The sequence below is a fragment of the Mesorhizobium sp. Mes31 genome (genome assembly GCF_024519675.1).
In the GTDB taxonomy this organism is placed as follows: domain Bacteria; phylum Pseudomonadota; class Alphaproteobacteria; order Rhizobiales; family Rhizobiaceae; genus Mesorhizobium.
Map to the genome: position 1 here is coordinate 49,198 of NZ_JALJRL010000027.1, position 23,287 is coordinate 72,484.

Sequence of the window (23,287 nt, forward strand, 5' to 3'; positions counted from 1 at the left end):
AGGATGCAAGGGCTGACGGCCCTTCATCTGCTGCGCCAAAGTCCGCCGGGCGGCAAGTCGGTGCTGGTGCCGGCCGCTGCAGGCGGCGTCGGATCGTTGTTTCTCCAGCTTGCGAGGCTAAAGGGCGCCGGCCAGGTGATCGCGGCCGGGTGGCCACTCCGGAGCCTACCACTTCACGCTGAAGCCGACCGAGCCGCCGAAGGAATGGCTGTCGCCGAAGTCCTCCAGGCTGGTGCGGGCGAGCAGTTCGCCATGCACGGCGTAGCGGTCGCCGGCCCAGCTCAGCGAGCCGCCGACGCCCACCCCGCCCCAAAGCTGCTGCGACTTGCTGGTCAGCCCGGTGCCCGATACATCGACATGGGTGCCATCGAGGAAGTCGTAGTAGAGATTGCCGATGCCGTAGACATGCGAGCGGCTGGTGCGGTCCATCTTGTCCTTCCACTCGCTCTCATAGTCGGCGGAGAGGCCAAGGCGGCCGATCAGGCTGTCGCTGCCGTCGTTGGAGACAAGGGCGCCGTAAGGGTCGGTGAGGCTATCGAAGTCGACCGAGGCATAGCTGAGCTGCACCTGTGGCGTCAGCGACCAGTTGCCCTGCAGTGCGATCTTCTGCCCTGCCTCGATGCCAAGACCGTAGCCGAAGCCGTTATTGCCGTCGGCAAGCGTCCGGCCAAGTGTGGCTGAGGACAGATCGCTATCGAACCAGGTCAGCTCGGCCTGCGTGTCGACATAGAAGCCGTTCTTGCCGTACCAGGTCAGCGTGCCGCCGAAGCCATAGCCATTGGTGTCGATAGAGCCTGTGCCGAAGGACGAGGAGACATCCGATTTCACCGTGCCGTAATGGACGGTGAGGCCGCCGACCAGCATTCCCGTGGGCGTCTCGGACAGCAGCACGTCGAGGCCGGCCTGCAGCCGCCAGAGATCGGCGTCGTAATCGGTCCCGGTCGTGGTCGTGCCCGGCTCGAATTCGCTGTGCGAAGCCTCGATGCGGCCCCAGATCGGGCTGCCGCCTTCACTGCTCTCGCCTGTCGCCGATTGGGCGGCGCCGGTCCATGACCGGCTGCCTATGCGCTGCTGCAGCGTGCCCAGCTGAGTAAAGCTCTGCAGCACGCCGGCATAGGCCTCATATATCGGCACGGCGGGCGAATAGAGCGGCGTGGTCGGGCCACCCGGATCGACGGGATTGATCAGCGCGGAGCGCAGATACCAGTCGCCATCGGCCGGGGCGCTGATGCCGTTCTGATAGAGCCGGTAGGCATAGGCGCCGGCCACCACGGCCTGGTCGCCTTCGAACACGTAGTCACCCTGCAGGTTGAACGTGCCGGTCGAGACACCGCCGACATCGATGATCTTGATGCCGTCGACCGTCTGCGCGCCTCCGCCGCCCAAGCCGATCACCTTGACGTTGGCAGTGCCCGACGTGTCGCCCGTGATGATGAGCTTGTCGGTGGAAGAGGCGTCGCCGTCAAGCATCGCTTCGATCTCGACCGTGCCGCCGGCGCCGACGAAATTGCCCTGGACCGTCAGAGTGCCGATCGAATTGCCGGGCGCGATGACGCCGCCGGCCTGGAGCGTCGTGGAGCCGACCGTGCCGTTGCCGCCAAGCGCGCCGCCACTTAGAATGGTGACGGCGGAATTGGCGAGCGAGCCGTTGACCGAGAGCTTGCCGGTCTCGACGGTGGTCGCGCCGCTCAGCGTGTTGATGCCGGTGAGGTTGAGATTGCCGGCCCCCCTTTTGGTGAGCGTGCCGGTGCCGTCGATGATGGCGGCAAAGCTGGCGTCGGTCGATTGATCGAAAATGAGTGCCGCGTCGTCGAGGATGTTGCCGGTGCCGAAGCTCGTTGCCTGGCCGATCAGGGTGCCGGCGGAGATGGTGGTGCCGCCGCCGTAACTGTTCGTGCCGGCGAGCGTCGTGCTGCCCGAGCCCTGTTGCACCACGGCGCCGCTGCCGGAGATCGCGCCGGCAAAGGTCACGTCGTCGGAGCGGTCGAAGGCCAAAATGCCGTTGTTGACGACATCGCCGGCGATTGAACCGGTGGTGCCGCCATTGCCGAGCTGCAGCGTGCCGGCGGAGATCGTCGTGGGACCGCCATAGCTGTTGTCGGCGGTGAGGATCAGCGTTCCGGCGCCGATTTGGTTCACTGCACCGGTGCCCGAGATTGCACCGGCGAAGGTGTAGGTGTCCGAGCGGTTGAACGCGAGGGTGCCATTATCGATGACGTCGCCGACGATCGATCCGGTGGTCCCGCCATTGCCGAGCTGCAGCGTGCCGGCGGAGATGGTGGTGCCGCCGCCATAGGTGTTGGCGCCGGTGAGTATGGTGGTGCCGGTGCCAATCTGGTTTACAGCGCCGGTGCCGGAAATGGTACCGGCAAAGGTTGCCGTGTCGGAACGATCGAAGGCGAGCGTGGCATTGTTGGTGATGTCGCCGATGATCGAGCCGCTGGTCCCGCCATCGCCGATCTGCAGCGTGCCGGCCGAGATCGTCCAGTTGGTGGTGGCCGTGCCGGTGCCGGTCAGCGTCCAGGTGCTGGTGCCGGTCTTCTCGAAACTGTCGAAATTCTGGTACTGTGTGCCGATCGTGGAGACATCGAATGAGCTGTCTTCGTTGCCGCCCAGCCGCAGTATGTCGCTGGTGCTCAGGCCGCCGGCAAGCACATTGCCGATGATCTGCGAGCCGGCCTGAAGCTCTAGCGTTGACTTGGAACCCACGTTGTCGCTGAACAGGATGGCGGTGGTCGATCCGATGCCAGCACGGATCGTGCCGCTGTTGACCACCGTGACGTTCCAGATCGTGTTTTGATCACGACCGATTGCCGCCGCCCCGTTGCCGCCCTCCAACGTGCCGTAATTGGTTATCGCGACATTGGCTCCACGGCTGCGGACGGCGAAATTGCCTGCGCTGTTCCCGGTCAGGTCCGAGCCGCCGCGGATCGTGCCGTAGTTGACGAGGGTCGTGGGTTTCGCGGCGGTGCCGGTCATAGAGATACCGGCGCCGGCATATGCGCCTTGGGTATTGCCGCCCTGGATCGTGCCGGTGGCATTGTTGATGACTGTTGCGCCGGAGTTCAGGATGCTCACGCCGGCCCCGTTGTTGCCGAGACCTCCGCTGGTGCCTCCCGTTCCGCCAGTGACGGTGCCATTGTTGACGAAAGTCACGACATTCGTGAGCGCAGCGCCGATGCCGCCAGGGCCGCCTGCTGCTGCAGCAGCACCGCCCGTAATTGCCCCGTTGTTGATAAGCTGCGCGGTCGTGCCGCCGACCGTCGTTACGCCGCTGTCGAAGACCAGGCCGGTGCCGGCAGCGGTCACACCAAGCTGCCCGGCGCCGGTGATTGTGCCGGACAAAGTTACCGTACCGCTCGTAAGGGTTCCGCCGCTGAACCTGACATTGCCCGAATTGTTCGGAACGCTGATGCCCGACAACGTAAAGCCCTGCGTGTCGATCGACAGCGATTTGGTCGGAACCGGCAGAGTGTTCGGCGCGGTCACGCCGAAACTGTTCGTCATCACGATCGATGAGCTTGGGTCGCCGTCGGCATTGGCCGCGTTGATCGCGGCGGTCAGCTCTGTCTGGTTACTGACGAAGTAGGTGGCGGCTGAAGCCATGCCCGGAAGGAGGCAGGCGATAGCCGCGCCGCTCACGCCCGCAAGGAGGCATCCCTTACGAATGCGTCTGAACTCAATCGTGCCGCCGCTCACTCTCATAGCCCGTGCCACCCCCGCTGAAATGCGCCGCCAGCCATACCGATGGCTGAGCCTGGCCGGCGCGCGCCGCACCAAACCGCCAATAGGTTAACGTGATGTTTGATTCCTGTCTTGAAGTTGAATTGGCAATTATTGATTTTTATCAGCCGTTACTTCAAAGCAACATTAGAAATTCGAAATATAATAAGTATAAATATAAGAAATGCCTTAAGTATGCTGGTCTTCACACTGGCGGCTCGTCACCCCTCATAGCGGGAGAGGGGGGTGGCTCGGCGAAGCCGAGACGGAGAGCGCCAGATGCGATTACGCTTCCGCGATCGACAGACCCCGGCGGCTGAGAGTTGTCTAGAGCCTGTTCCATCCCGACGGAATCGGGATGGAGCTCTATCTCTTTGTTTGAGCATGATCTTTCCCGAAAACCGGATTCCACTTTTCGGGATCATGCTCTAGCGCACCGCCTCGCGATGGGCGCTGGGCAGGCGGGTGGCGATCAGCTTGTCGATGCGGCGGCCGTCGAGGTCGACCACCTCGAAGCGCCACCCTTGAGCGTCGACGCATTCGCCGGTCGCCGGCAAGTGGTGCATATGCGACAGCACATAGCCTGCGACGGTCTCGTAGTCGCGGTTTTCCGGCAGGTCGATGCCGAGCACGTCGGCCATTTCGTCGGCCTGCATGTAGCCGGCGAGCAGCCATGAGCCGTCCTCGCGCTTGACGGCGTTCTCCTCGTCGCCGGCATCAGTGTCCGCCCGGAAGACGCCGGTGATGGCCTCGAGAATGTCGGCCGGGGTGACGATGCCTTCGAAATGGCCGTATTCGTCATGCACCAGCGCCATCGGCACGTCGGATTCCTTGAGCTTCTGCAGCACGTCCAGCGCGTCGGCCTGGTCGTAAACGATGGGGGCCGCGCGCACATGCTTGCGCGGGTCGAGCGCGCGGCCGGCAAGCAGCGCGGCCAGCACGTCGCGCGTCTGGACGACGCCGACCATGACATCGACGCCGCCGTCCCCGGCAGGCAGGCGCGAATGCTGGGTCTCCACCAAAAGCTTGCGAATGGTGCTCTCGTCGGATTGCAAATTGATCCAGTCGACCTCGGTGCGCGGTGTCATCACCGCGCGCACGGCGCGGTCGCCAAGCCGCATGACGCCGGCGATCATGCGCCGTTCGTCGGATTCGATGGTGCCGTGGTGTTCCGCCTCGGCGACCAGCATCTTGATCTCCTCGTCGGTGACCTTCTCCTCGCTTTCACCGCGCTGGCCAAGCAGCCACAGGATGGCGCGGCCGGAGAAGTCGAGCAGGAAAACCAGCGGCGCCGAAACGGTGGCGAGGATGGTCATTGCCGGGGCAGCGCGTGCGGCGACGCGCTCGGGATCGCGCAGCGCGATCTGCTTTGGCACCAGTTCGCCGACGATCAGCGAGAAATAGGTGATGATGGCAACGACGATGCCGACGCCGAGCGGGTCGGCGACGCTTTCGCGCATGCCCATCGAGGCCAGGTAGACCGACAGCCGGTCGCCCAGCGTGGCGCCGGAGAAGGCGCCGGAAAGCACGCCGACCAGCGTGATGCCGATCTGCACCGAGGACAGGAACTTGCCGGGATTGGAGCCAAGCTCTAGGGCACGGCCGGCGCCGTTGACGCCACGGTCGATCATCGCCTTGAGCCGGGCCGGGCGCGATGAAACGATAGCGAGTTCGGACATCGACAAAAGGCCGTTCACGCAGATGAGGACGACCACGATAGCAATTTCGACGTATAGCATGAGGGCTCAATAGCATTGCGGCGCGGTTTTCGAAAATAGTCCGCCATGATTTTTGGAAGATGACGAGTGTCTTTCAGGCGCTATCCCAGGACGGCGCCGAAAAGTGTTCAACCAGGGCATCCACGACAACCCGGACTTTTGGCGCGAGTGCGCGCGTCACCGGCCAGACGGCGTGCACGACGATGTTCTCGACCAGACAGTCCGACAGCACCATTTCGAGGTCGCCGCGCTTGAGGTTTTCGGCCGCCAGCCAGGTCGGCAGAAAGGCGATGCCGCAGCCGGCAAGCGCGGCATCGAGCATCGGCTCGCCATGGCCGAGGACAAGCCGCGCCTTGGGGACGAATGTCGCGAGATGGCCATCGGCATGCCTGATGAGCCAGGGGCGGACGACGCCCTCGCGGCCATAGCCGATGACGCTGTGATCGGCGAGATCCTTGACCGATCGCGGCCTGCCATGCCTGTCGAGATAGGCGGGAGCCGCGCAGATGGCCGAGCGCTGGGCATAGATGCGTCTGGCCGCGAGCGACAGGCTGTCGTCGAGATCGCCCATGCGGATTGCCAGGTCGATGCCTTCCTCGATCAGGTCGACGCGCCGGTCGTTGAAGGAGATCTCCACTGTCAGATCGGGGAATTTCATGGAGATCTCGAACAGCACAGGTGCAACGCAGCGGCGGCCGAAGGCCAGCGGCACATCCACTCGAAGCCGGCCGGCCGGAACCTGCCGGCGCGAGGCGAGCAGCGACTGCGCGGCTTCGATTTCGGCCAGCGCCCTGACGCAGGCTTCATAGTAACCGAGGCCTTCGCTGGTCGGGCTGAGGCTGCGGGTGGTGCGGTTGAGCAAGCGAACGCCGAGCCGCTGCTCGAGCTGCGCGATCGACTTGCCGACCGCCGATTTCGTCACACGCAGCCGTTCGCCGGCGCTGGTGAAGCTGCCGGCCTCCACCACTTGGACGAAGGCGACGATGCCTTGCAGGTCGGTGGTTTCCACGTCGTTCCTTATTGTCGACTTTTAGTCCGCAATCAGTCGCCAATTATGCGGCATAGACGCCCTATTTTCCATAGCCGAAAGGCATAAATGTCTCGCGTGGCCATCAACGGAGCGCGGAACGAGATGAACACTGACATCAACAGATCCTGGCAGATGAGCGGCTTCGGCCTGTCCAGGCTGGGCCAGGTGAAGGGCAAGATCGCCGAGCCCGGGCCATACGATCTTCTGGTGCGGACGAAAGCCGTGTCGCTGAACTACAAGGACAAGATGATCGTCGAAGGCACGCTGATCCCCGACCTCGCCTTCCCCTTCGTCCCGATGTCGGATGCGGTCGGCGAGGTGGTGGCCACCGGCAGTGGGGTCAGCCGCTTCCGGCGCGGGCAGCGTGTGCTTGGCCAGGTGATCGCCGACTGGCCGGATGGCGACGCGCCGCCTGTTCTGCACAAGCACACGCTTGGGTCCTCGCTGTCGGGCATGCTTTCCGACCATGTTGTCTTCCGCGAGGACGCCGCGGTGCTGGCGCCGCCTTCGCTCAGCGACATCGAGGCCGCCACGCTGCCGATCGCGGCGCTGACCGCCTGGTTTGCGATGGCCGAGGCGACCAAACCGGTGCCGGGCCAGACCATCCTCATCCAGGGCACGGGTGGTGTGTCGCTGTTCGCGCTGCAATTCGCCAAAGCTTTCGGTCTGCGCGCCATCGTCACCTCGAGCAGCGACGAGAAGCTCGAGCGGGCAAAAGGACTAGGCGCCTGGCAGGTGATCAACTACCGCACGCAGCCGGCCTGGGACGAGGCAGCGCGTGGGCTGACGAATGGCATGGGTGTGAATCACGTGCTGGAAATGGTCGGCGGCGACAATGCGCGGCGATCGCTCAACGCGCTCGCCGCCGACGGCCGGCTGTCGATCATCGGCCTGCTGGGCGCGATGGAACTCAGCTTTCCGATCATGCCCTTCATGCGCAACCGCATCGTCGTGCAGGGCCTGTCGGTCGGCCATCGCCGCGCCTTCGAGCGCATGAACCGGGCGATCGAGGCGCTGGCGATCAAGCCGGTCATCGACAAGGTCTTTGGCTTCGATGAGGTGCCGCAGGCCTTCCGGCATCTGGAGAAAGGGCCATTCGGCAAGATCGTGATCGCCATGTCTTGAGGATGGCCGCGGTGAGGGGACCGTCAGGGATCTGGCACTGCTCTGAAGGGGCCGAAAAAGCCCACGACCAGCGACAGCTTTCCCTCCCTGGAGACGCGGCACATGTCCATGCTGTCGGCGCCTCGAAATCCGTTTTCGCCTCTCTGCACCCAGCCAAAACGCAGGAAGTCGTGATGAATATCGATCAAGGTCGTCCGTTCGAGCCAGAAGCCCGGACGGGTTTTTACGACCTGATCGATGTGACGCAGCAGCGCCTCGGCTCCAGAAATGTGTACTTTCGGATCGATGTAGGTGCCTTCAGCTTCGAATGAGGCGAACAACAGCCGCCGGCGCTCTTCAGGCTGCGGGGCGAACCATGCCTTGCAGTAGCTATCCACCACGCTTTGCGCGTCGAACATCTGTACCTCCCCTTTGCAACCGCTCGACCTCGCAGGACGCGCGGCACGGCTGACCTACTGTTCGAGCACCCCGACCACGGCCTTGCCATCGGTGAAATAAGGATCGCCGCCGCCATTGCGGCCGGTCCTGGTGGCGCCGATGCCTTCCATGTCGCTGGTCGAGATCAACTGGCCGGCGGCGTTGAGGTCCTGCATCAGAAAATCGCGCTCGGCGTCTATGTCGGGGCCGATGTGATGGGTGATGGCGCCGGTGTCGTGGCTCAGCCCAACGCCGCGATCGAAGCTGGCCGAGCCCAGCCACAGCGGCCGGCCGTCGTCGCCGGTCGCGCCGGTCTGCCAGAAGCGGACATGATGACGCCGGTCGGCACTGTCGCCGACCGGCTTTTCGAAGGCGAGATCCTGGGCGCGGCCCTCGAACAGCAGCCGGCTGACCGGCGCGTCGGGATAGGGGCGAGAGAACAGCACGCTTTCGCCGATATCGATCGCGGTCTTCAAGGTCACGGCATCGGCGGTGTCCCAGCCGGCGACGGCAAAGGCGTGGACGACCTCCTTCTGGGTGCCGACAAGGCCGACATTGATCGGGTCGCCCGGGATGCCCTGCGGCGTGTGCGTCACCATCTCGAAGCGCTGGTTGCGAAAGCCGCGATCCCGGAATGTCCAGAATTCCGGCGCGGCGAAATAGGCGAGCGCCAGATAGGCGGTGAGCAAAGCCGCCGCCCAGATTGTAACGCGTCGCCGAAGGCTTCGTTGGCTCATGAAGGAGGCTCGATCCGTGCGGTATCTGTTGCCTGACCGGCCCTGGAAATCAATGGCCAGGAATGTCCAGCCGGTCTATCGTCTGCCATCGTTTTTGCATGGGGGCAGGAATGAAGCGGAAGCCGACAGGCCTGAGACCGATGGCCTTGACCGCCGACCTTGTCGCGAGGGTCGAGCGTATCGAACCGGATCCCGGTCCCGAGCCTGGGACAGCCGAACATACCGACGCGGAGTTCGACAGCCTTGTCGAGCAACTCCTGTCGGAACACCGGCCTGAAGCGCTGTGGGTCTTTGCCTACGGCTCGCTGATCTGGAATCCGGAATTCGTGCCAGTCGAACAGCGCCCGGCTACGGCGCCAGGATGGCACCGCTCATTCTGCCTGAAGCTGACACGCTGGCGCGGAACCCGCGATTTGCCGGCCCTGATGCTGGCGCTCGATCGCGGCGGCAGCTGCAACGGCATCGTTTACCGTCTGCCGGCGGAAGACCATTTTGGGCAACTCGGCCAGCTGATGCGCCGCGAGATCGATGCCAACCCGCCAACCAACGTGCCGTGCTGGATCAAGGTCAAGACCAAGGAGGGGCCGCTACGTGCTTTGGCTTTCGTCGCCGCGCCGGACGGCAACGCCTATGCCGGACGGTTGCCGTTGGAGCAGGTTGCGGACACGCTGGCGCGAGCCGCCGGACACTGGGGCTCGTCGGCGCAGTATCTTTTCCGGACCGTCAGCAAGCTGGAGGAAAGCGGTATCCGCGACAGCAATCTCTGGCGCATCCAGGATCTGGTGGCACGGCAAATCATCGCGTCCACTGGTGACGCCTGATCTTTTCCTACCTGCAGGCGCGATAACCGTTCTTGCGGTTCTTGATGTCGAAATGGAAATGGTTGCGGTGGTCGTAATTGTAGCCAGGGCCAAGCACCGTGGTGAAATACTGGCAGCCGTCGGCGCGCACATTGTTGAGGAAGCCACGGGTGCGGAAGGCAAACAGGCCGGGCTTGCGCACGTCGATGTCGTCGCCATTGTTGAGTTCGATGCTCATGACGTCGAGCGCGTTGCCCTTGCCGTGCTCCGACAGCACGCCTTCGCCGGCGATGTTGCGGCAGGAGTAGCTGGAGCCCTGGTGGATGGTTCTGACGCCGGAGAAATAGCGCCAGCGGGCGGAGGGAACGAGTTCGTTCCTCGTCCAGCCGGCGAAGGTGGCAGCCATGTCGCAGGTCAACGTCGCGGCGGGCTTCATCTGGATGCTGCCGATGGCCGAGACTTTTACGGGAAAGTCGATGCCGCACTGGCCTTCATGGATCGGCGCCAGGTCGGTATAGGCGACGTCGAGACGCTTCAACTGCTGGCGGCAGTCGGTTTCGCTGGCCGGCATCTGCTCGACCGGCGACATCGGCTCATCCATGCGCGGATAGGCGGCCTGCGTCATGTAGGGATTGGAGGGAACAAGCGTCTGCATGCCAGTGTATTGCGGCACGGCAGCGGTCTGGGAGCCGACGTCGACGGCCGGCTGCAACGACAGCACACTGCCGGTGTTGCAAGCCGAAACCGCCGCGAGGGCAAGGCCGGCGGCCACCATCGCCGCGGGTTTCGATTGGCGCGCGGCGGCGAAAAACGCGGCGCGAAATTTGCCGGCCATTGGCGCAATCCTATCCCCGAACCTGATCCCGATCAGGTCCTGCCTTTTGCCTGACCATGGTCTTTTCCGAAAACCGGTTTCCGCTTTTCGGGATCATGGTTCAGATGTCCGGCATTTTAACGATCAAGGGTAAAGGAAAACTCAGCGTCGGCGTTCATGCCTGCGGCCGAAATGCGGCACGCGGGTTGCTCACTGGCAGAACGTGCCGCCATGCCGGCGCGGCTCGAGATCGAGATGGAAATGCAGGGAATGGTCGGCGTCGGCGCCCGGGCCCAGCACGGTCTTGAAGGGGCCGCAGGCGGCCTTGCGCACGGCGTCGAGGAATTTGCCTTCCTTCTCGGGCGGTGCCGGACCGACTTCGATCTTCTTGCCATCCGACAGCGTGAAGCTGGCGATGTCGAGCGCGTCGCCAAAAGCATGCTCCGACAGTTTTCTGGTGCCATGACGCGGCCGGCAGACGAAAGCCGATGCCTGGCCGATCGATTTCAGATCGGCACCGAATTCGGCTTTCGCCGCCGGCTGGATGACATCAGCGGCAAAGCGCGCCGCCGCCTCGGCCATCGGGCAATTGAGCTCGGTGCCAGGCGCGATGGCAATCGACTTGCCGAGTGTCTTCAGCACCAGGGGATAGGGGATCGAGCAGCCGATTTCGGGGTTGCTCTCCGCCTTGTGCTCCTCGAACTCGACGCCGAGGGTCTTCAGCCGCTCCCGGCAGGCGATTTCCTCCTGCGGCATCTTCTCATCGGGCAGATCGGCCGAGCGCGGGTCGGGGAGCATCTTCTCGTCGCCCGCATCCGCTGGCTTTTGCGGCGGCTGCGGAGCGACGGCCGGCGGCTCGGCCTCAAGCTCGGCATTGGCCGGCTTCGGTGTGGGTGTCGGTGCCATGGCTGGCGGCTGTGGCTCACCTTGGCCACCGGCGGTCGGTTCGGGAAGCGCGTGCTTTTTTTGACCGGACTTTTCTCCATTGGGCAGGTCGGACGCGCCGGCGGTCTTGGGAACGTCCGTCTTCTGCTCATCCATCTCCTTGTTTGATGAAGATGAATCGGATGAAGATGAATCGGGCCTGGCAGCATCCGCCGGGCGCGGTTCGGGCACGGGAATAGCGGCGGGCGATGTCACCGGTTCCTCTGTCTTCTGCTGGATCTGGTTCGGCGCGACCTGCTGGTTGCGCCGCGGTTTAAGCGAATGCCGGCCCCGTGGCTTCAGCGGCTGGTCGACCCGCGGTGTCAGCGGCTGCTCCACCCGCGGTGCCGGTGGCCTGTGATGCCTGTGACGATGTCTGGCGTCGGCCGGCATAACCAGCAGAGCCGTGACGGCCATGACCAGTGCAATCCTGCATGTTCGGGAAAAGACAAGCGACGCCATCGCCGTCAACGGCGCCAACGCCCGGAGGTTGCCTGCACCCCATCACGAACGGTAACCGCGCCGTTACGCGCCGATCGCTTCCAGCCCTTCCTCCAGCCAGTCGGCAAGCAGCGGCATGCCAAGCAGGTATTTCGCGGTGCGCCTGTTGGCGCGCTCACGCGCCGCTGCCAGGGCGTCGGTCCATTCGGAGGCGTCGTAGTCGCCGCGACCAACCCAGGCGAGCGCGACGAGTTCGGCTGCTTCATCGACATTGAGGTCGTTGATCAGCTCGCGCAACTCTTCCTCGGTGAGGTTTTCCGAACTTTCCTCGGCAAGGCCGTCATGGTGATGGCTGGCATGCGCCTCACCATCGAGCTCGACCTCGTGTTCGGCGCCGTCGGCGTAGTCTTCGTTGACGGCGGCGCTGAGCGCCTTGGCCTTGAGGATGAACAGGCGCACGGTGTCAGGGCCGATCGAAAGCTCCCAGTCCTTTTCAAGCCGCTGCTGCACGGGCTTCCTCCGTCAGGTCGTTTGCCGGATGATAGCGGATTTGCAGCATCCGTCACCTCGTGTTCTCCGGTACGAATTTTTTTCGGGATGAAACGCAAGCCACCCCGCGTTAGTGTTGCATTGTCACACCTTCCAGGAGGCTTCGATGCATAAAAGAATGCTCATCCAGGCGGCGAGCGCGCTTGTCGCCCTGCAGTTTCTTGCTGTTCCCGCATTTGCCGCTGGCAGCGGCAGCAGCGGTGGCAGCGACCAGACCACCACCCAGTGCAAAAAGGGGGAAGTCTGGGACAAGAAGAAGCAGAAATGTGTGCCGCCCAAGGAAGGCATGCTGGACGACGACAGCATCTATGATGCCGGACATGCGCTGGCGATGGCGGGCCGCTATGACGAGGCGATCGCCGTACTCACCCTCGCCGCCAACAAGCAGGATCCGCGCATCCTCAACTATCTCGGCTATTCGCACCGCCATTCCGGCCGCGTTGCCGTTGGCCTCGGCTACTACGAGGAAGCGCTGCGGATCGACCCCAACTACACGCTGGTGCGCGAGTATCTGGGTGAAGCGCATCTGCAGATCGGCGATCTCGCCGGCGCCCGGCAGCAGTTGACGGAGATCGAGAAGCGGACCGGCAAGGGTTCGCGCGAATACGGCATGCTGGCTGAGCAGATCGACCATTTCATGAGGAGCTGATTCGGCTCCCGGTGCTCCTCGATCCGGCCGCGATTGCTCGCGGCCGGATTTTTGTTGCCGGCCATCCGTGGTTCGCATCCGCCGTGACGGCATTTGCGAAAGCGGCGGACGATTTTTTCAAAACTGATTTTTTGGCGTGAAAAACCCGCGAAGATTGCTATATTGTGGAAAATTGCGGTGAAACGGTTCCGTTAGCCCGAGGCTGCCGGACCGTTTTCTTTTTGTACCCATCGACAAGGCTTTCCCCGAAACGCGGGGGTGGCGGCAGGAAAGGTCAGGCATCATGAACAAGGTCCCGATGACAGGCGAGGGGTTCGCGTCATTGAAGGAAGAACTGCGTTGGCGCCAGCAGGAAGAGCGGCCGCGCATCATCGAGGCGATCTCCGAAGCGCGCTCGCATGGCGACCTGTCCGAAAATGCCGAATATCACGCCGCCAAGGAGGCGCAGAGTCTCAATGAAGGCCGCGTCAACGAGCTCGAGGATTTCATCGCGCGGGCCGAGGTGATCGACGTCAGCAAGCTCAGCGGCGACAAGATCAAGTTCGGCGCCACCGTGGTTCTCGTCGACGAGGACACCGAGGAAAAGAAGACCTACCGGATTGTCGGCGACCAGGAAGCAGACGTGAAGTCAGGCCGCATCTCGATCTCCTCGCCGATCGCGCGGGCGCTCATCGGCAAGGAAGTCGGCGACGCCATCGAGGTCAACGCACCCGGTGGTGCAAGGGGCTACGAGATCGTCCAGGTGCAGTTCATCTAGGGATTGCTCGGGGAAGGCTATCCGGCCTTCAATCCTAAACGCCGCGCCGTGACGGGGAGAAGCACGCCTTCACCCAAGATTTCGCCAATTTTCTTGCTTTGCAAACCAGGCGCCGACTTGGCGTTCAGCCCCCTTCTCCCCGTCACTATACGGGGAGAAGGTGCCCGCAGGCGGATGAGGGGCGGCACCGACCTTTCCGATTGAATTGATTGATAAATCAATTCTTGTCGGCGTTAGCCTGCCCAAGCGCCTCGCACTCCAGCAACCTCTCTGCTTCCGCCATCACTACCGCTGGCGTCACACGCTCACCGGGTGTGGCCAAAAGCGTCGAGGCATATTGCCCGCGCGGACCGGTCAAGCCCGGCTCGGTCGCCAGGAACACCGCGACTGTCGGCAGGCCGAAGGCGCTGGCGAGGTGGGTGAGGCCGGTATCGGCACCGATCACCAGCGTCGAGCGGCCGAGGATGGCGGCAATCTCGGCAAGCGGCGATTTCGGCACCACGATCGTTGACGGAACGGCTGTGGCGATCGCTTCGGCCACGGTTTTTTCACGCTCGTTCGACCAAGTGGTGACCGGCGTCATTCCCCGTTCAATCAGCAGGCGGGCGGTTTCGATCCAGTCGCTGGCCGGCCATTTCTTGTCCTCGCGGCTGGTCCCGTGCAGCAGGAACGCGGTTCTTCCGCTGATGCCGGCGATGTCGCCGGCCGGTGGTACAATGCCGGAGTCCAGCATCGACAGATCAGGCTGATAACCGAGCGCCAGCCCGAATAGCCGCCGCGTGCGCTCGATGGCGTGCAGGCCGCGCGGCACGGCGTAGCCGACGTCATAGAACAAGGCGGCCGAAGGTTCGCGGGCGCTTGACCTGTCGAAGCCGGCAATGGGTGCGGCCGCCTGTCTTGCCACCAGCGCCGATTTGAGCAGGCCTTGCGCATCGATGACCAGGTCGTAGCGGCATTCGCGCAAGGTGCGGCGCAACAAAGCCGCCTCGCGCCAGGTGCCGCCGTCGAACAGGGCCTTGCGCCAGCGCCTGATGGCGACCGTATGGATCCTGTCGATCGCCGGATGCAGCGACACGATGCCGGCGAATGCCTCTTCGACACACCAGTCGAAAGACACGTCCGGCCGGTTCAGGCGGGCATCCTCGACGGCCGGAAAGGTGTGGATGACATCGCCCATCGACGACGTCTTGACGATGAGGACCTTCATGCCGCGGCCGGGAGTTCCAGCAGGCGTTCCGCCGCTGCCGCGACCTGCCCGACTTCGAGCGTCCTCAGGCAGTTGAGATGGCCGAGCGGGCAGACCTTCTGGTGGCAGGGCGAGCAGGACAGGCCGAGCCAGACCAGTTCGCGCTGCTCCGCCAGCGGCGGCGTATTCTGCGGCGAGGTCGAGCCGTAGACAGCGACGATCGGCGTGCCGACGGCGGCGGCGACATGCATCAGCCCACTGTCGTTGGACACCGCGAGCCTCGCCGCCGATATCAGGTCAATGGCGTCCTCCAGCCGCGTCTGGCCGGCAAGGTCGACAACGCCGGGTGCGAGGCCAGCGATCTCCGCCGTCACGTCGCGGTCATTCTTTGAGCCGAACAGCGCGACCTTGAAGCCCTTGCCCATGAAGTCGCGGGCAAGGCCGGCGTAGCTTTCGCTTGGCCAGCGCTTGGCCGGGCCGAACTCGGCACCAGGCATAAGCGCCACGAATTTCCGCGGTGCCAGTCCGAAACGGTCGAGCAAGGCGGCCTGGTTCTTCGCATCGACGGTTAGGCTGGGCGCCCGGAAACTGCCGCCCTGGGCGAGGCCGAAATAGGCCTGCGCGGTGCGTCGTTTGACGCTGTCGGGCAGCGGCACGATGTCGGTCAGCAGGCCATAGCGCATTTCGCGCAAATTGCCGAAACGGCGCGGAATGCGGGCAAAGAACGGGATCAGCGCCGATTTCCAGCTTCCCGGCAGGACATAGGCCATGTCGTAGCGGCCACGCAGAAGGCGGCCGAAGCGGCGGCGAATGGTGAATTCGAGCGCGCCGGGCTTCAGCGGGAAGTCGATCTGCTGGCGTATTTCGGGCATGCGCTTGACCAGCGGCGCGGCCCAGGCCGGCGCCAGCACATCGATCGCGGCGTTGGGATGAAGCTCTTTCAGCGCCGCGAACAGGCACTGCGCCATCACCATGTCGCCCACCCAGCGTGGGCCGATCACGAGGATCGTTGGGCTTTCAGCCATTCGACATAGTCTCTGACGCCGGTTTCCACTGTTCGAAATTGGCCATTGTAACCGGCCGCGCGCAAACGGGACATATCAGCTTGCGTAAAGCTCTGGTAGCTGCCCTTGAGGTGGTCGGGGAATTCGATGAACTGGATCTCGCCTTTGCCGAGGGTGTCGATCACCGTTTCGGCGATGGCGCGGAAGGGCTGGGCGCGTCCGGTGCCGCAGTTGAAAATGCCGCTCGCGCCGCGTTTCCACAGCCACAGATTGACGTCGGCGACATCGCCGACGTGGATGAAGTCGCGGCTTTGCTCGCCCGGTCCGAAGCCATCATAGGCGCCGAACAGTTTCGGATTCTCGCCCCGTTCGACCTGGTTGAACAGATGGAAGGCGACCGATGCCATGGCGCCCTTGTGGGCTTCGCGCGGGCCATAGACGTTGAAGTAGCGCAGGCCCGCGACCTGCGAATGATCGGTGTCGAAGACGGTGCGCCTGACATAGTCGTCGAACAGCTTCTTGGAATAGGCGTAGACATTGAGCGGCCGCTCGAGCGCCGGGTCCTCGCGAAACTCGGAACCGCCGCCATAGACGGAAGCGGAGGAGGCGTAGAGGAAAGGTACGCGCAACGCCTGGCAGGCGTGCAACAGCCGCTTCGAGAAGGCGTAATTCACCTCCATCATGAACTTGCCGTTCCATTCGGTGGTGGTCGAGCAGGCGCCCTGGTGGAAGACGGCCTCGACGCGGCCGAGTTCGCCGGCTTCGAACCGGGCCAGGAAATCGTCCTTGTCGAGATAGTCGGTGATGCCGAGATCAGCGAGATTGGTGATCTTGTGGCCGTCGGTGAGGTCGTCGACGACCAGGATGTCGTCATGGCCTTCGGCATTGAGCGCAGCGACGATGTTTGAGCCGATCATGCCGGCGCCGCCCGTGACGATGATCATGAAGGCCTCTGGTTGCTTGCGATTCCGGTCCTTATAAGGGACGCCAGCCGGGCTGTCGACAAAGCAGGCGCGAACGCAGGAGCCGCCGCCACAGTGGCGCCGCAAAGCTTTCGCTCAGTCGGAACATGCCGGCTCGGCCGATCGTGAGGGACAAAGAATGCCGTCGACCGAACTGCTCATCGCTTTTTTCGCCACCACGGCGATCTTCGCCTACATCCCCGGTCCGGCCATGCTCTACGCCGCGGCACAGACGATGGCGCGTGGCCGCTGGTCCGGGCTGACGGCAGCACTCGGCATTCATCTTGGCGGCTATGTGCATGTCTTCGCGGCAGCCGCCGGGCTGTCGGTGCTGTTCCACGCGGTGCCGCCGCTCTACATGGTGGTCAAGCTGGTCGGCGCGCTCTATCTGATCTGGCTCGGCATCTCGTTGTTCCGCAAGCGCGTGGAGGGCGACGCGGCGCTGCCCGCGATCGAGCGGAAATCGGCCCGCCGCGCCTTTTTCGAAAGCATCACCGTCGAGGTGCTCAACCCCAAGACCGCGATCTTCTTCATGGCATTCCTGCCGCAGTTCATCGATGCCTCGGCGGCGCTTCCGGTCTGGCTGCAGTTCGTCGTGCTCGGCACCATCGTCAATCTGATGTTCTCCTCGGCGGATGTCGTCTGTGTGTTCCTGGCGGGGGCCGTGATAGGCCGGCTACGGCGCTCCAGCCGCGCACAGCACCTGATGCAGCGGGCCGGCGGCGCGGTGCTGGTCGGGCTCGGCGTCCACGTCGCCTTGCAGAAGAGCTGACGCGGTCGAGCCGCCGTTGCGCCGGCTTGAATTGCGGTATATCGGCATCGCCATGAAACGACCGGTCCCGCCAACCGACCCCAAACACTCCAGAGACGGGTTTTCCAGCGCGTTGCAGATGACATGATCAAGCACAATCCGCCTTCGCCCGAACCCTTGCACCGCGCCATTGCGCGCTTCGGCGACGTCTCCGTCCTGGTGGTCGGCGACCTGATCCTCGACCGTTTCGTCAATGGCGTGATCGAGCGGATTTCGCCGGAAGCGCCAATCCCCGTGCTGCACGGGCGCGGTGAAACCTCGGCCATGGGTGGCGCCGGCAATGTCGTGGCCAACATCATCTCGCTTGGGGCGCGGGCCATTCCGGTGTCGGTTATCGGCACCGACACGGCCGGCGACAGCCTGATGCGAATGCTTGGCGAGCTTGGCGCCGACACGGCGGGCCTGGCGCAGGAACGCGGCCGCATGACGTCGTCGAAGAGCCGGTTCAGCGCGCTCAACCAGCAGGTGCTGCGCTTCGACGAGGAGGAGATCAAGCCGCTCGGCGAAGCGGAGCGGGCAGGCCTGATCGACCATTTCCGCGCCGCACTCACGCGTGCCGACATCGTCATCCTGTCCGATTACGGCAAGGGCATCCTGCTCGACGGCGTCGCCGGCGAACTGATCGCCCTCTGCCGAGCGGCGGGCAAGCCGGTGCTGGTCGACCCGAAAGGCCGTGACTATGCGCGCTATGCCGGGGCAACCGCCATCACCCCCAATCGCAAGGAGCTTGGCGAGGCCGTCGGCCATGCGCTGTTTGCCGACGACGAAATCGTGGCCGCGGCACGCCAGTTGATCTCGGCTCACGGCTTTGACTTCGTCGTCGCGACACGCAGCGAAAAGGGCATGAGCGTGGTCGGCCCAACCGAGGCGCGCCACATCGCCACCCAGGCGCGTGAAGTGTTCGATGTCTCGGGCGCCGGCGACACGGTGATCGCAAGCTTCGCGCTGGCTCTGGCGGCGGGTGCCGATCCCGTCGCCGCGGCCTCGATCGCCAATGCCGCCGGCGGCGTCGTGGTGGGAAAACGCGGCACCGCGCGGCTGACGGTCGAGGAACTCACCGGCGCGCTGTTCCGTTCGCACGGACCGACCGCTCACAAGGATGCCATCCTCGATGCCACATCGGCCGCGCGCATGGTGGCGGCGTGGAAGGAAGAGGGCCTGAGCGTCGGCTTCACCAATGGCTGCTTCGACATCCTGCATGCCGGCCATGTCAGCCTGCTGCACGCTGCGCGCAGCCAGTGCGACCGGCTGGTGCTCGGCCTCAACAGCGATGCCTCGGTGCGACGGCTGAAGGGCGCGGGGCGACCGGTCAACGACCAGCACGATCGCGCCTGTGTGCTTGCAGCCCTGGCCTCGGTCGATGCGGTCGTGGTGTTCGAGGAGGACACGCCGCTGGCGCTGATCGAGGCGCTTCTGCCGGACATACTGGTCAAGGGCGCCGACTACACGATCGACACCGTGGTCGGCGCCGATGTGGTGCAGAAGGCGGGCGGGCGCGTCGTGCTGGTCGATCTCGTCGCCGGCAAGAGCACCACCAGCACAATCGGCAAATTGCGCGCCGGCGGCACCACGAACTGAGGTTTTCATGTCTGAACTGAACGATTATCTGGTCCGCTCGGCGGCTGCCATCAACGCCATGGTCGAGCGCGACCTGACCAGCGAGATGGAGCGGGCGGTGAGCGCCGTCGTGACGGCGCTTTCGTCGGGGAAAGCCTTCCTGATCTGCGGCAATGGCGGTTCGGCCAGCGATGCCATCCACATCGCCGGCGAACTGGTCGGCCGCTTCCTCAAGGAGCGCAAGGCCTACAATGTCATCGCGCTGCCGGCCAATGCCTCGGTGCTGACCGCCTGGGGCAATGACTATGGCTTCGACACCGTGTTTTCGCGCCAGGTCGAGGCGCATGGCGCCGCGGGCGGCGTGTTGCTGGCGATCTCGACCAGCGGCAATTCGCCAAGCATCCTGGCCGCCGCCGAACAGGCGCGGATGATGGACATGACGGTGATCGGACTGACCGGCGACACCGGCGGCAAGCTCAAGCCGCTGTGCGACATCCTGCTCAACGTGCCGTCGACCTCGACGCCGATCATCCAGCAAGGGCATCTGTGCCTCTATCACCATCTGTGCGAGGTGGTCGAAGCGCGCCTCAGCAATGGCTGACGGATTGGGGACGGCGCACCCGCTGACCGAGCCGGGTGTATGGGTCGAGCGGATCGGCGACCGGGTTTTCCCGGAGCGGCTGCCGGCGCTGTTCCTCGACCGCGACGGCACCATCAATGTCGATACCGACTACCCCAGCAACCCGGCCGAGATCGTGCTGCGCGACGATATCGTGCCAGCGATCGCTGCCGCCAACCGGGCCGGCATCCCCGTCGTCGTGGTGACCAACCAGTCCGGCATTGCGCGCGGCTATTTCGACTGGAGTGTCTTCGCCGACGTGAACGGCCGTGTGCTCGAACTGTTGCGTGAGCAGAGCGTGTTCGTCGACATGGTGCTTGCCTGTGCCTACCACGAGGCGGGCGTCGGGCCGCTCGCCCTTGCCGACCATCCGATGCGCAAGCCCAATCCCGGCATGGTGATCGAGGCGGCGAAGCGCCTCGACCTCGATCTGCGGCGATCCCTCATCGTCGGCGACAAGCTGGCCGACATGCAGGCAGGGCGCCGCGCCGGCCTCGCGCAAGGCTGGCTGGTCGATGGCGAGGCGGCGGTTCAGTCCGGCTTCGCCATCAGGCCGTTGCATGACAGCAGCGACCTCGCCGGGCTGCTTGCCGTCATCGAAACATTCGCTCGGGCGCCGGAATAACCGATCAGGACCGGCCTGACGGCTCAAGCCGGATCGTTGCCTTGCGAAGCTTCATAGAGTTTGGCCTCGGTGGCATAGGAATAAATCATCACCGACATCGAGTAGATGAAACCATGCCGGCCGCACAGGAAGTAGCGCTTGGCCAGATAGAACTTCAGGAAGTTGCCGAGCGGCGACAAGACCAGCCGCACAAGGCCCGGTTTCTTGCCCTTGTCGACCAGCGTCGCAACCTTGAGGCTGGAATAGGCGTTGGCGCGGGCAAGGTCCTCCTCGACCGATATCTCGCGGCGATGCAGCAAGACACCGCTCTCGATCGTGCTGGTTTCGCCCGGCACGCCGAAGGATTCATGCACCCGCGCGTTGAGATCCATGGTGGCGCCTTCGCGGCGAAAGAGTCGCAGCAGCCTGTTGTGCAGCACCCAGCGATGCGCGTAGCCGTAGCCCTTCAGCCAATCGCGCCGGCGGATGTACCATCCGCCCGTGCTGGCGCTCGCTGTCCGCGTTGCGGTGATGATTGATTGCCGCAGCCGGTCGTCGACACGCTCGTCGGGATCGATCGAAAGACACCAGGGCTGCGTGGCGTGGTCGAGCGCGAATTGCCTCTGACGAGGAAAACCCGGCCAGTCATTGTGCAGCAGCCTTATCGGGTAGCCCTTGGCGATGTAGCTCTGCACGCATTCGATGGTGCCGTCCGTCGAACCGGAATCGACGATGATGATCTCGGCGCAGAAGTCGATGCTTTCAAGGCATGGGCCGATCATGTCGGCCTCGTTCACGCAGATGATAAGCGCCGAGACCGGGCTTGCAAATCGAGTCATGGTCCCCTTCCCATGGCGGATTGTCCGCGGAATTTACGCTGATTGCGCCACCTGTTCTTACGCAATTCCGGACGGAAAACCGTTACACACTTTTCCTGAAATTGCTCCAGGAAACCAATCAGGCGGCCAGCCGGACAGCGCCATCCAGCCTTCTACATCAGCGTCTGTCGGATACCAACGCGGCGCCGATGTGGCGAAACGCCGGAATTCACACCGGCTCGCACGTCGGCGTTCGACCGGTCTCAAGGCCTTTCGAACGAAACCAGCCCTTCGTCCTTGACCCGGCGGATGGTGAGCGCGGTGCGCACCGTGTCGACATTCGGGGTAGAGGTCAGTTCCTCGATGACGAAGGTCTGGAAGGCGCCGAGGTCGCTTGCCACGCAATGCAGCAGGAAATCGGATTCGCCCGACACCATCCAGGCGTCGCGCACGATCGGCCAGCCGCGCGTGCGCTCGGCAAAGGTGCGCAACTCGGCATCGGACTGATGATGCAGCCCGACCAGGCAGAAGGCGACGACGTCGAGGCCGAGCGCCGGCGCGTTGAGCAGTGCGCGGTAGCCGCGAATGATGCCGGTTTCCTCCAGTCTCTTGACGCGGCGCAGGCAGGGCGGCGCCGAAATGCCGACGCGGCTCGACAGTTCGACATTGGTCATGCGCCCATCGGCCTGGAGTTCGCGCAGGATCTTCCAGTCGATGGCGTCGAGGTCGGCCTTGAGCGGCATGAGGGTTCTCGAGAAAGTCAGGGCAACACGCAAGAATCTTGCGTGATTTTGTAATTAAACGACTTCGCTGTCCATTCCATCCCCCGCCCCGGAATATTTCGGAGGATCAAAGCAGGGGACAGGGTGCGACAAAGCTTTCCGGGGACGAACGCCAACTTGCCTTGCTGGCGTCGTGGGCAACACTTACATTACGCGCGATATCGACGAGTTTTCCATGCCGCAATTTGCCGGCAGCCCTCCGCAGAGGCTTCCAGATGACAACCAAGCACGCGCCCGTCCTCATCATCGGTTCCGGTCCGGCCGGCTATACGGCGGCGGTCTACGCTGCCCGCGCCATGCTGAAGCCGATGCTGGTCGCCGGCCTGCAGCAGGGCGGCCAGCTGATGATCACCACCGATGTCGAGAACTATCCCGGTTTCGCCGACCCGATCCAGGGTCCCTGGCTGATGGAGCAGATGCTGAAGCAGGCCGAACATGTCGGCACCGACATCATCAACGACATCATCACCGAGGTCGACCTCAATGTGCGGCCGTTCCGCGCCAAGGGCGATTCCGGCACCACCTACACTGCCGACGCATTGATCATCGCCACCGGCGCGCAAGCCAAATGGCTGGGCATTCCGACCGAGCAGACCTTCATGGGCTTCGGCGTCTCGGCCTGCGCCACCTGCGACGGCTTCTTCTATCGCGGCAAGGATGTCGCCGTGATCGGTGGCGGCAATTCGGCGGTGGAGGAAGCGCTCTACCTGTCGAATCTCGCCAGGAGCGTCACGGTCATCCATCGGCGCAGTGATTTCCGCGCCGAGCGCATCCTGCGCGAACGGCTGCTGAAGAAGGACAATGTCCGCGTCATCTGGGACACGGTGGTCGACGAGATCACCGGCCGCCCCGGCAAGGCGCCGCTGCCGCCTTCGGTCGAAGGGCTGAAGCTCAAGCATGCGGCGACCGGCGTCGAAACGCATCTCAAGGTCGACGGCGTGTTCGTGGCGATCGGCCACGCGCCTGCGGTCGAGCTGTTCGTCGGCAAGCTGAAGCAGAAGCCCAACGGCTATCTGTGGACGGCTCCGGATTCGACCCGCACCGACGTGCCCGGCGTGTTCGCGGCGGGCGACGTCACCGACGATGTCTACCGCCAGGCGGTGACGGCGGCGGGACTCGGCTGCATGGCCGCGCTCGAGGCGGAAAAATATCTCGCCGGCATCGAGGTGCACCGCGAAGCGGCGGAGTAGAGGGTTCAGAAAACGGCTTAGAGACGCCGTGTAAAAGCCTGATTTTTCATTCAGACGCCAAAAACAGAAC

The 23,287-nt window shown here is 64.0% G+C and carries 23 protein-coding genes; 10 read left to right on the plus strand and 13 right to left on the minus strand.

Translation table 11 applies throughout. The features are described 5' to 3' along the window. Positions 1-165: 165 nt before the first annotated feature. The 3 genes from NR193_RS33685 to NR193_RS30330 form a co-directional block, all read right to left on the minus strand. On the minus strand, positions 166-3,642 hold the full coding sequence (locus NR193_RS33685) for an autotransporter outer membrane beta-barrel domain-containing protein (RefSeq protein ID WP_375162755.1): 3,477 nt from the start codon (positions 3,640-3,642) through the stop codon (positions 166-168). Between the two features lie 509 nt (positions 3,643-4,151). Then, entirely contained in the window at positions 4,152-5,462 is a 1,311-nt protein-coding gene (locus NR193_RS30325) for a hemolysin family protein (protein ID WP_256754352.1), read from the minus strand. A gap of 73 nt (positions 5,463-5,535) precedes the next feature. Beyond that, complete coding sequence (locus tag NR193_RS30330; RefSeq protein WP_256754353.1) at positions 5,536-6,450, minus strand: LysR family transcriptional regulator; 915 nt, start codon at positions 6,448-6,450, stop codon at positions 5,536-5,538. Positions 6,451-6,573: 123 nt separating this feature from the next. On the opposite strand from NR193_RS30330, the gene NR193_RS30335 reads away from it, so the two are divergent. Continuing rightward, positions 6,574-7,596 carry an NAD(P)-dependent alcohol dehydrogenase gene (locus tag NR193_RS30335; RefSeq protein ID WP_256754354.1) on the plus strand — a complete coding sequence of 341 codons (1,023 nt, stop codon included), beginning with the start codon at positions 6,574-6,576 and terminating at the stop codon, positions 7,594-7,596. Positions 7,597-7,619: 23 nt separating this feature from the next. Here NR193_RS30335 and NR193_RS30340 read toward each other — a convergent pair whose 3' ends face one another. After that, entirely contained in the window at positions 7,620-7,994 is a 375-nt protein-coding gene (locus NR193_RS30340; protein WP_256754355.1) for a hypothetical protein, read from the minus strand. A gap of 54 nt (positions 7,995-8,048) precedes the next feature. Further along, a complete protein-coding gene (locus NR193_RS30345) occupies positions 8,049-8,750 on the minus strand; it encodes an LssY C-terminal domain-containing protein (RefSeq protein ID WP_256754356.1) in 702 nt (233 codons plus the stop codon). Positions 8,751-8,860: 110 nt separating this feature from the next. Between NR193_RS30345 and NR193_RS30350 the strand changes: the two genes are divergently transcribed. Further along, entirely contained in the window at positions 8,861-9,571 is a 711-nt protein-coding gene (locus NR193_RS30350) for a gamma-glutamylcyclotransferase (RefSeq protein ID WP_256754357.1), read from the plus strand. 7 nt (positions 9,572-9,578) lie between these two features. Here the strand turns inward: NR193_RS30350 and NR193_RS30355 are convergent, their stop codons facing one another. From NR193_RS30355 to NR193_RS30365, 3 genes are all read right to left on the minus strand, one after another. Further along, positions 9,579-10,385 carry an extensin family protein gene (locus NR193_RS30355; protein WP_256754358.1) on the minus strand — a complete coding sequence of 269 codons (807 nt, stop codon included), beginning with the start codon at positions 10,383-10,385 and terminating at the stop codon, positions 9,579-9,581. A 189-nt stretch (positions 10,386-10,574) separates the two neighbouring features. Continuing rightward, entirely contained in the window at positions 10,575-11,627 is a 1,053-nt protein-coding gene (locus NR193_RS30360; protein WP_375162756.1) for an extensin family protein, read from the minus strand. A gap of 186 nt (positions 11,628-11,813) precedes the next feature. After that, positions 11,814-12,239, minus strand: a complete 426-nt coding sequence (locus tag NR193_RS30365) for a DUF3775 domain-containing protein (RefSeq protein WP_256754360.1) — start codon at positions 12,237-12,239, stop codon at positions 11,814-11,816. 145 nt (positions 12,240-12,384) lie between these two features. Here NR193_RS30365 and NR193_RS30370 point away from each other — a divergent pair, with 145 nt between their 5' ends. From NR193_RS30370 to greA, 3 genes are all read left to right on the plus strand, one after another. Then, positions 12,385-12,927, plus strand: coding sequence for a tetratricopeptide repeat protein (locus NR193_RS30370; protein ID WP_256754361.1), 543 nt, complete (start codon positions 12,385-12,387; stop codon positions 12,925-12,927). Positions 12,928-12,938: 11 nt separating this feature from the next. Next, positions 12,939-13,067, plus strand: a complete 129-nt coding sequence (locus NR193_RS30375; RefSeq protein ID WP_256754362.1) for a hypothetical protein — start codon at positions 12,939-12,941, stop codon at positions 13,065-13,067. A 143-nt stretch (positions 13,068-13,210) separates the two neighbouring features. Beyond that, the gene (gene greA / locus NR193_RS30380) at positions 13,211-13,684 is read left to right on the plus strand and encodes a transcription elongation factor GreA (protein ID WP_256754363.1); all 474 of its coding nucleotides are present in this window, start codon (positions 13,211-13,213) and stop codon (positions 13,682-13,684) included. 217 nt (positions 13,685-13,901) lie between these two features. On the opposite strand, the gene waaC is transcribed toward greA, so the two are convergent. From waaC to rfaD, 3 genes are read right to left on the minus strand one after another with little or no spacing between them, the layout of a single operon-like run. Further along, a complete protein-coding gene (waaC, locus tag NR193_RS30385) occupies positions 13,902-14,891 on the minus strand; it encodes a lipopolysaccharide heptosyltransferase I (RefSeq protein WP_256754364.1) in 990 nt (329 codons plus the stop codon). After that, a complete protein-coding gene (waaF, locus tag NR193_RS30390) occupies positions 14,888-15,895 on the minus strand; it encodes a lipopolysaccharide heptosyltransferase II (RefSeq protein WP_256754365.1) in 1,008 nt (335 codons plus the stop codon). The genes waaC and waaF overlap by 4 nt, the downstream gene beginning before the upstream one ends. After that, positions 15,868-16,818 carry an ADP-glyceromanno-heptose 6-epimerase gene (gene rfaD / locus NR193_RS30395; protein ID WP_256754366.1) on the minus strand — a complete coding sequence of 317 codons (951 nt, stop codon included), beginning with the start codon at positions 16,816-16,818 and terminating at the stop codon, positions 15,868-15,870. Before rfaD ends, waaF begins: the two co-directional genes overlap by 28 nt. A gap of 157 nt (positions 16,819-16,975) precedes the next feature. On the opposite strand from rfaD, the gene NR193_RS30400 reads away from it, so the two are divergent. From NR193_RS30400 to gmhB, 4 genes are all read left to right on the plus strand, one after another. Then, positions 16,976-17,608, plus strand: a complete 633-nt coding sequence (locus NR193_RS30400; protein ID WP_256754367.1) for a LysE family translocator — start codon at positions 16,976-16,978, stop codon at positions 17,606-17,608. A gap of 123 nt (positions 17,609-17,731) precedes the next feature. Further along, complete coding sequence (gene rfaE1 / locus NR193_RS30405) at positions 17,732-19,225, plus strand: D-glycero-beta-D-manno-heptose-7-phosphate kinase (protein ID WP_256754368.1); 1,494 nt, start codon at positions 17,732-17,734, stop codon at positions 19,223-19,225. Positions 19,226-19,232: 7 nt separating this feature from the next. Further along, a complete protein-coding gene (locus NR193_RS30410) occupies positions 19,233-19,805 on the plus strand; it encodes an SIS domain-containing protein (protein ID WP_091579271.1) in 573 nt (190 codons plus the stop codon). Further along, the gene (gmhB, locus tag NR193_RS30415; protein ID WP_256754370.1) at positions 19,798-20,448 is read left to right on the plus strand and encodes a D-glycero-beta-D-manno-heptose 1,7-bisphosphate 7-phosphatase; all 651 of its coding nucleotides are present in this window, start codon (positions 19,798-19,800) and stop codon (positions 20,446-20,448) included. Before NR193_RS30410 ends, gmhB begins: the two co-directional genes overlap by 8 nt. 23 nt (positions 20,449-20,471) lie before the next feature. Here gmhB and NR193_RS30420 read toward each other — a convergent pair whose 3' ends face one another. Next, the gene (locus NR193_RS30420) at positions 20,472-21,266 is read right to left on the minus strand and encodes a glycosyltransferase family 2 protein (RefSeq protein WP_256754371.1); all 795 of its coding nucleotides are present in this window, start codon (positions 21,264-21,266) and stop codon (positions 20,472-20,474) included. A 242-nt stretch (positions 21,267-21,508) separates the two neighbouring features. Continuing rightward, positions 21,509-21,988, minus strand: a complete 480-nt coding sequence (locus NR193_RS30425) for an Lrp/AsnC family transcriptional regulator (protein WP_091579282.1) — start codon at positions 21,986-21,988, stop codon at positions 21,509-21,511. Between the two features lie 254 nt (positions 21,989-22,242). Here NR193_RS30425 and trxB point away from each other — a divergent pair, with 254 nt between their 5' ends. Further along, positions 22,243-23,217 (plus strand): thioredoxin-disulfide reductase, encoded by a 975-nt coding sequence (trxB, locus tag NR193_RS30430; protein ID WP_256754372.1) that lies wholly within the window; start codon positions 22,243-22,245, stop codon positions 23,215-23,217. The last annotated feature ends 70 nt before the right edge of the window (positions 23,218-23,287 follow it).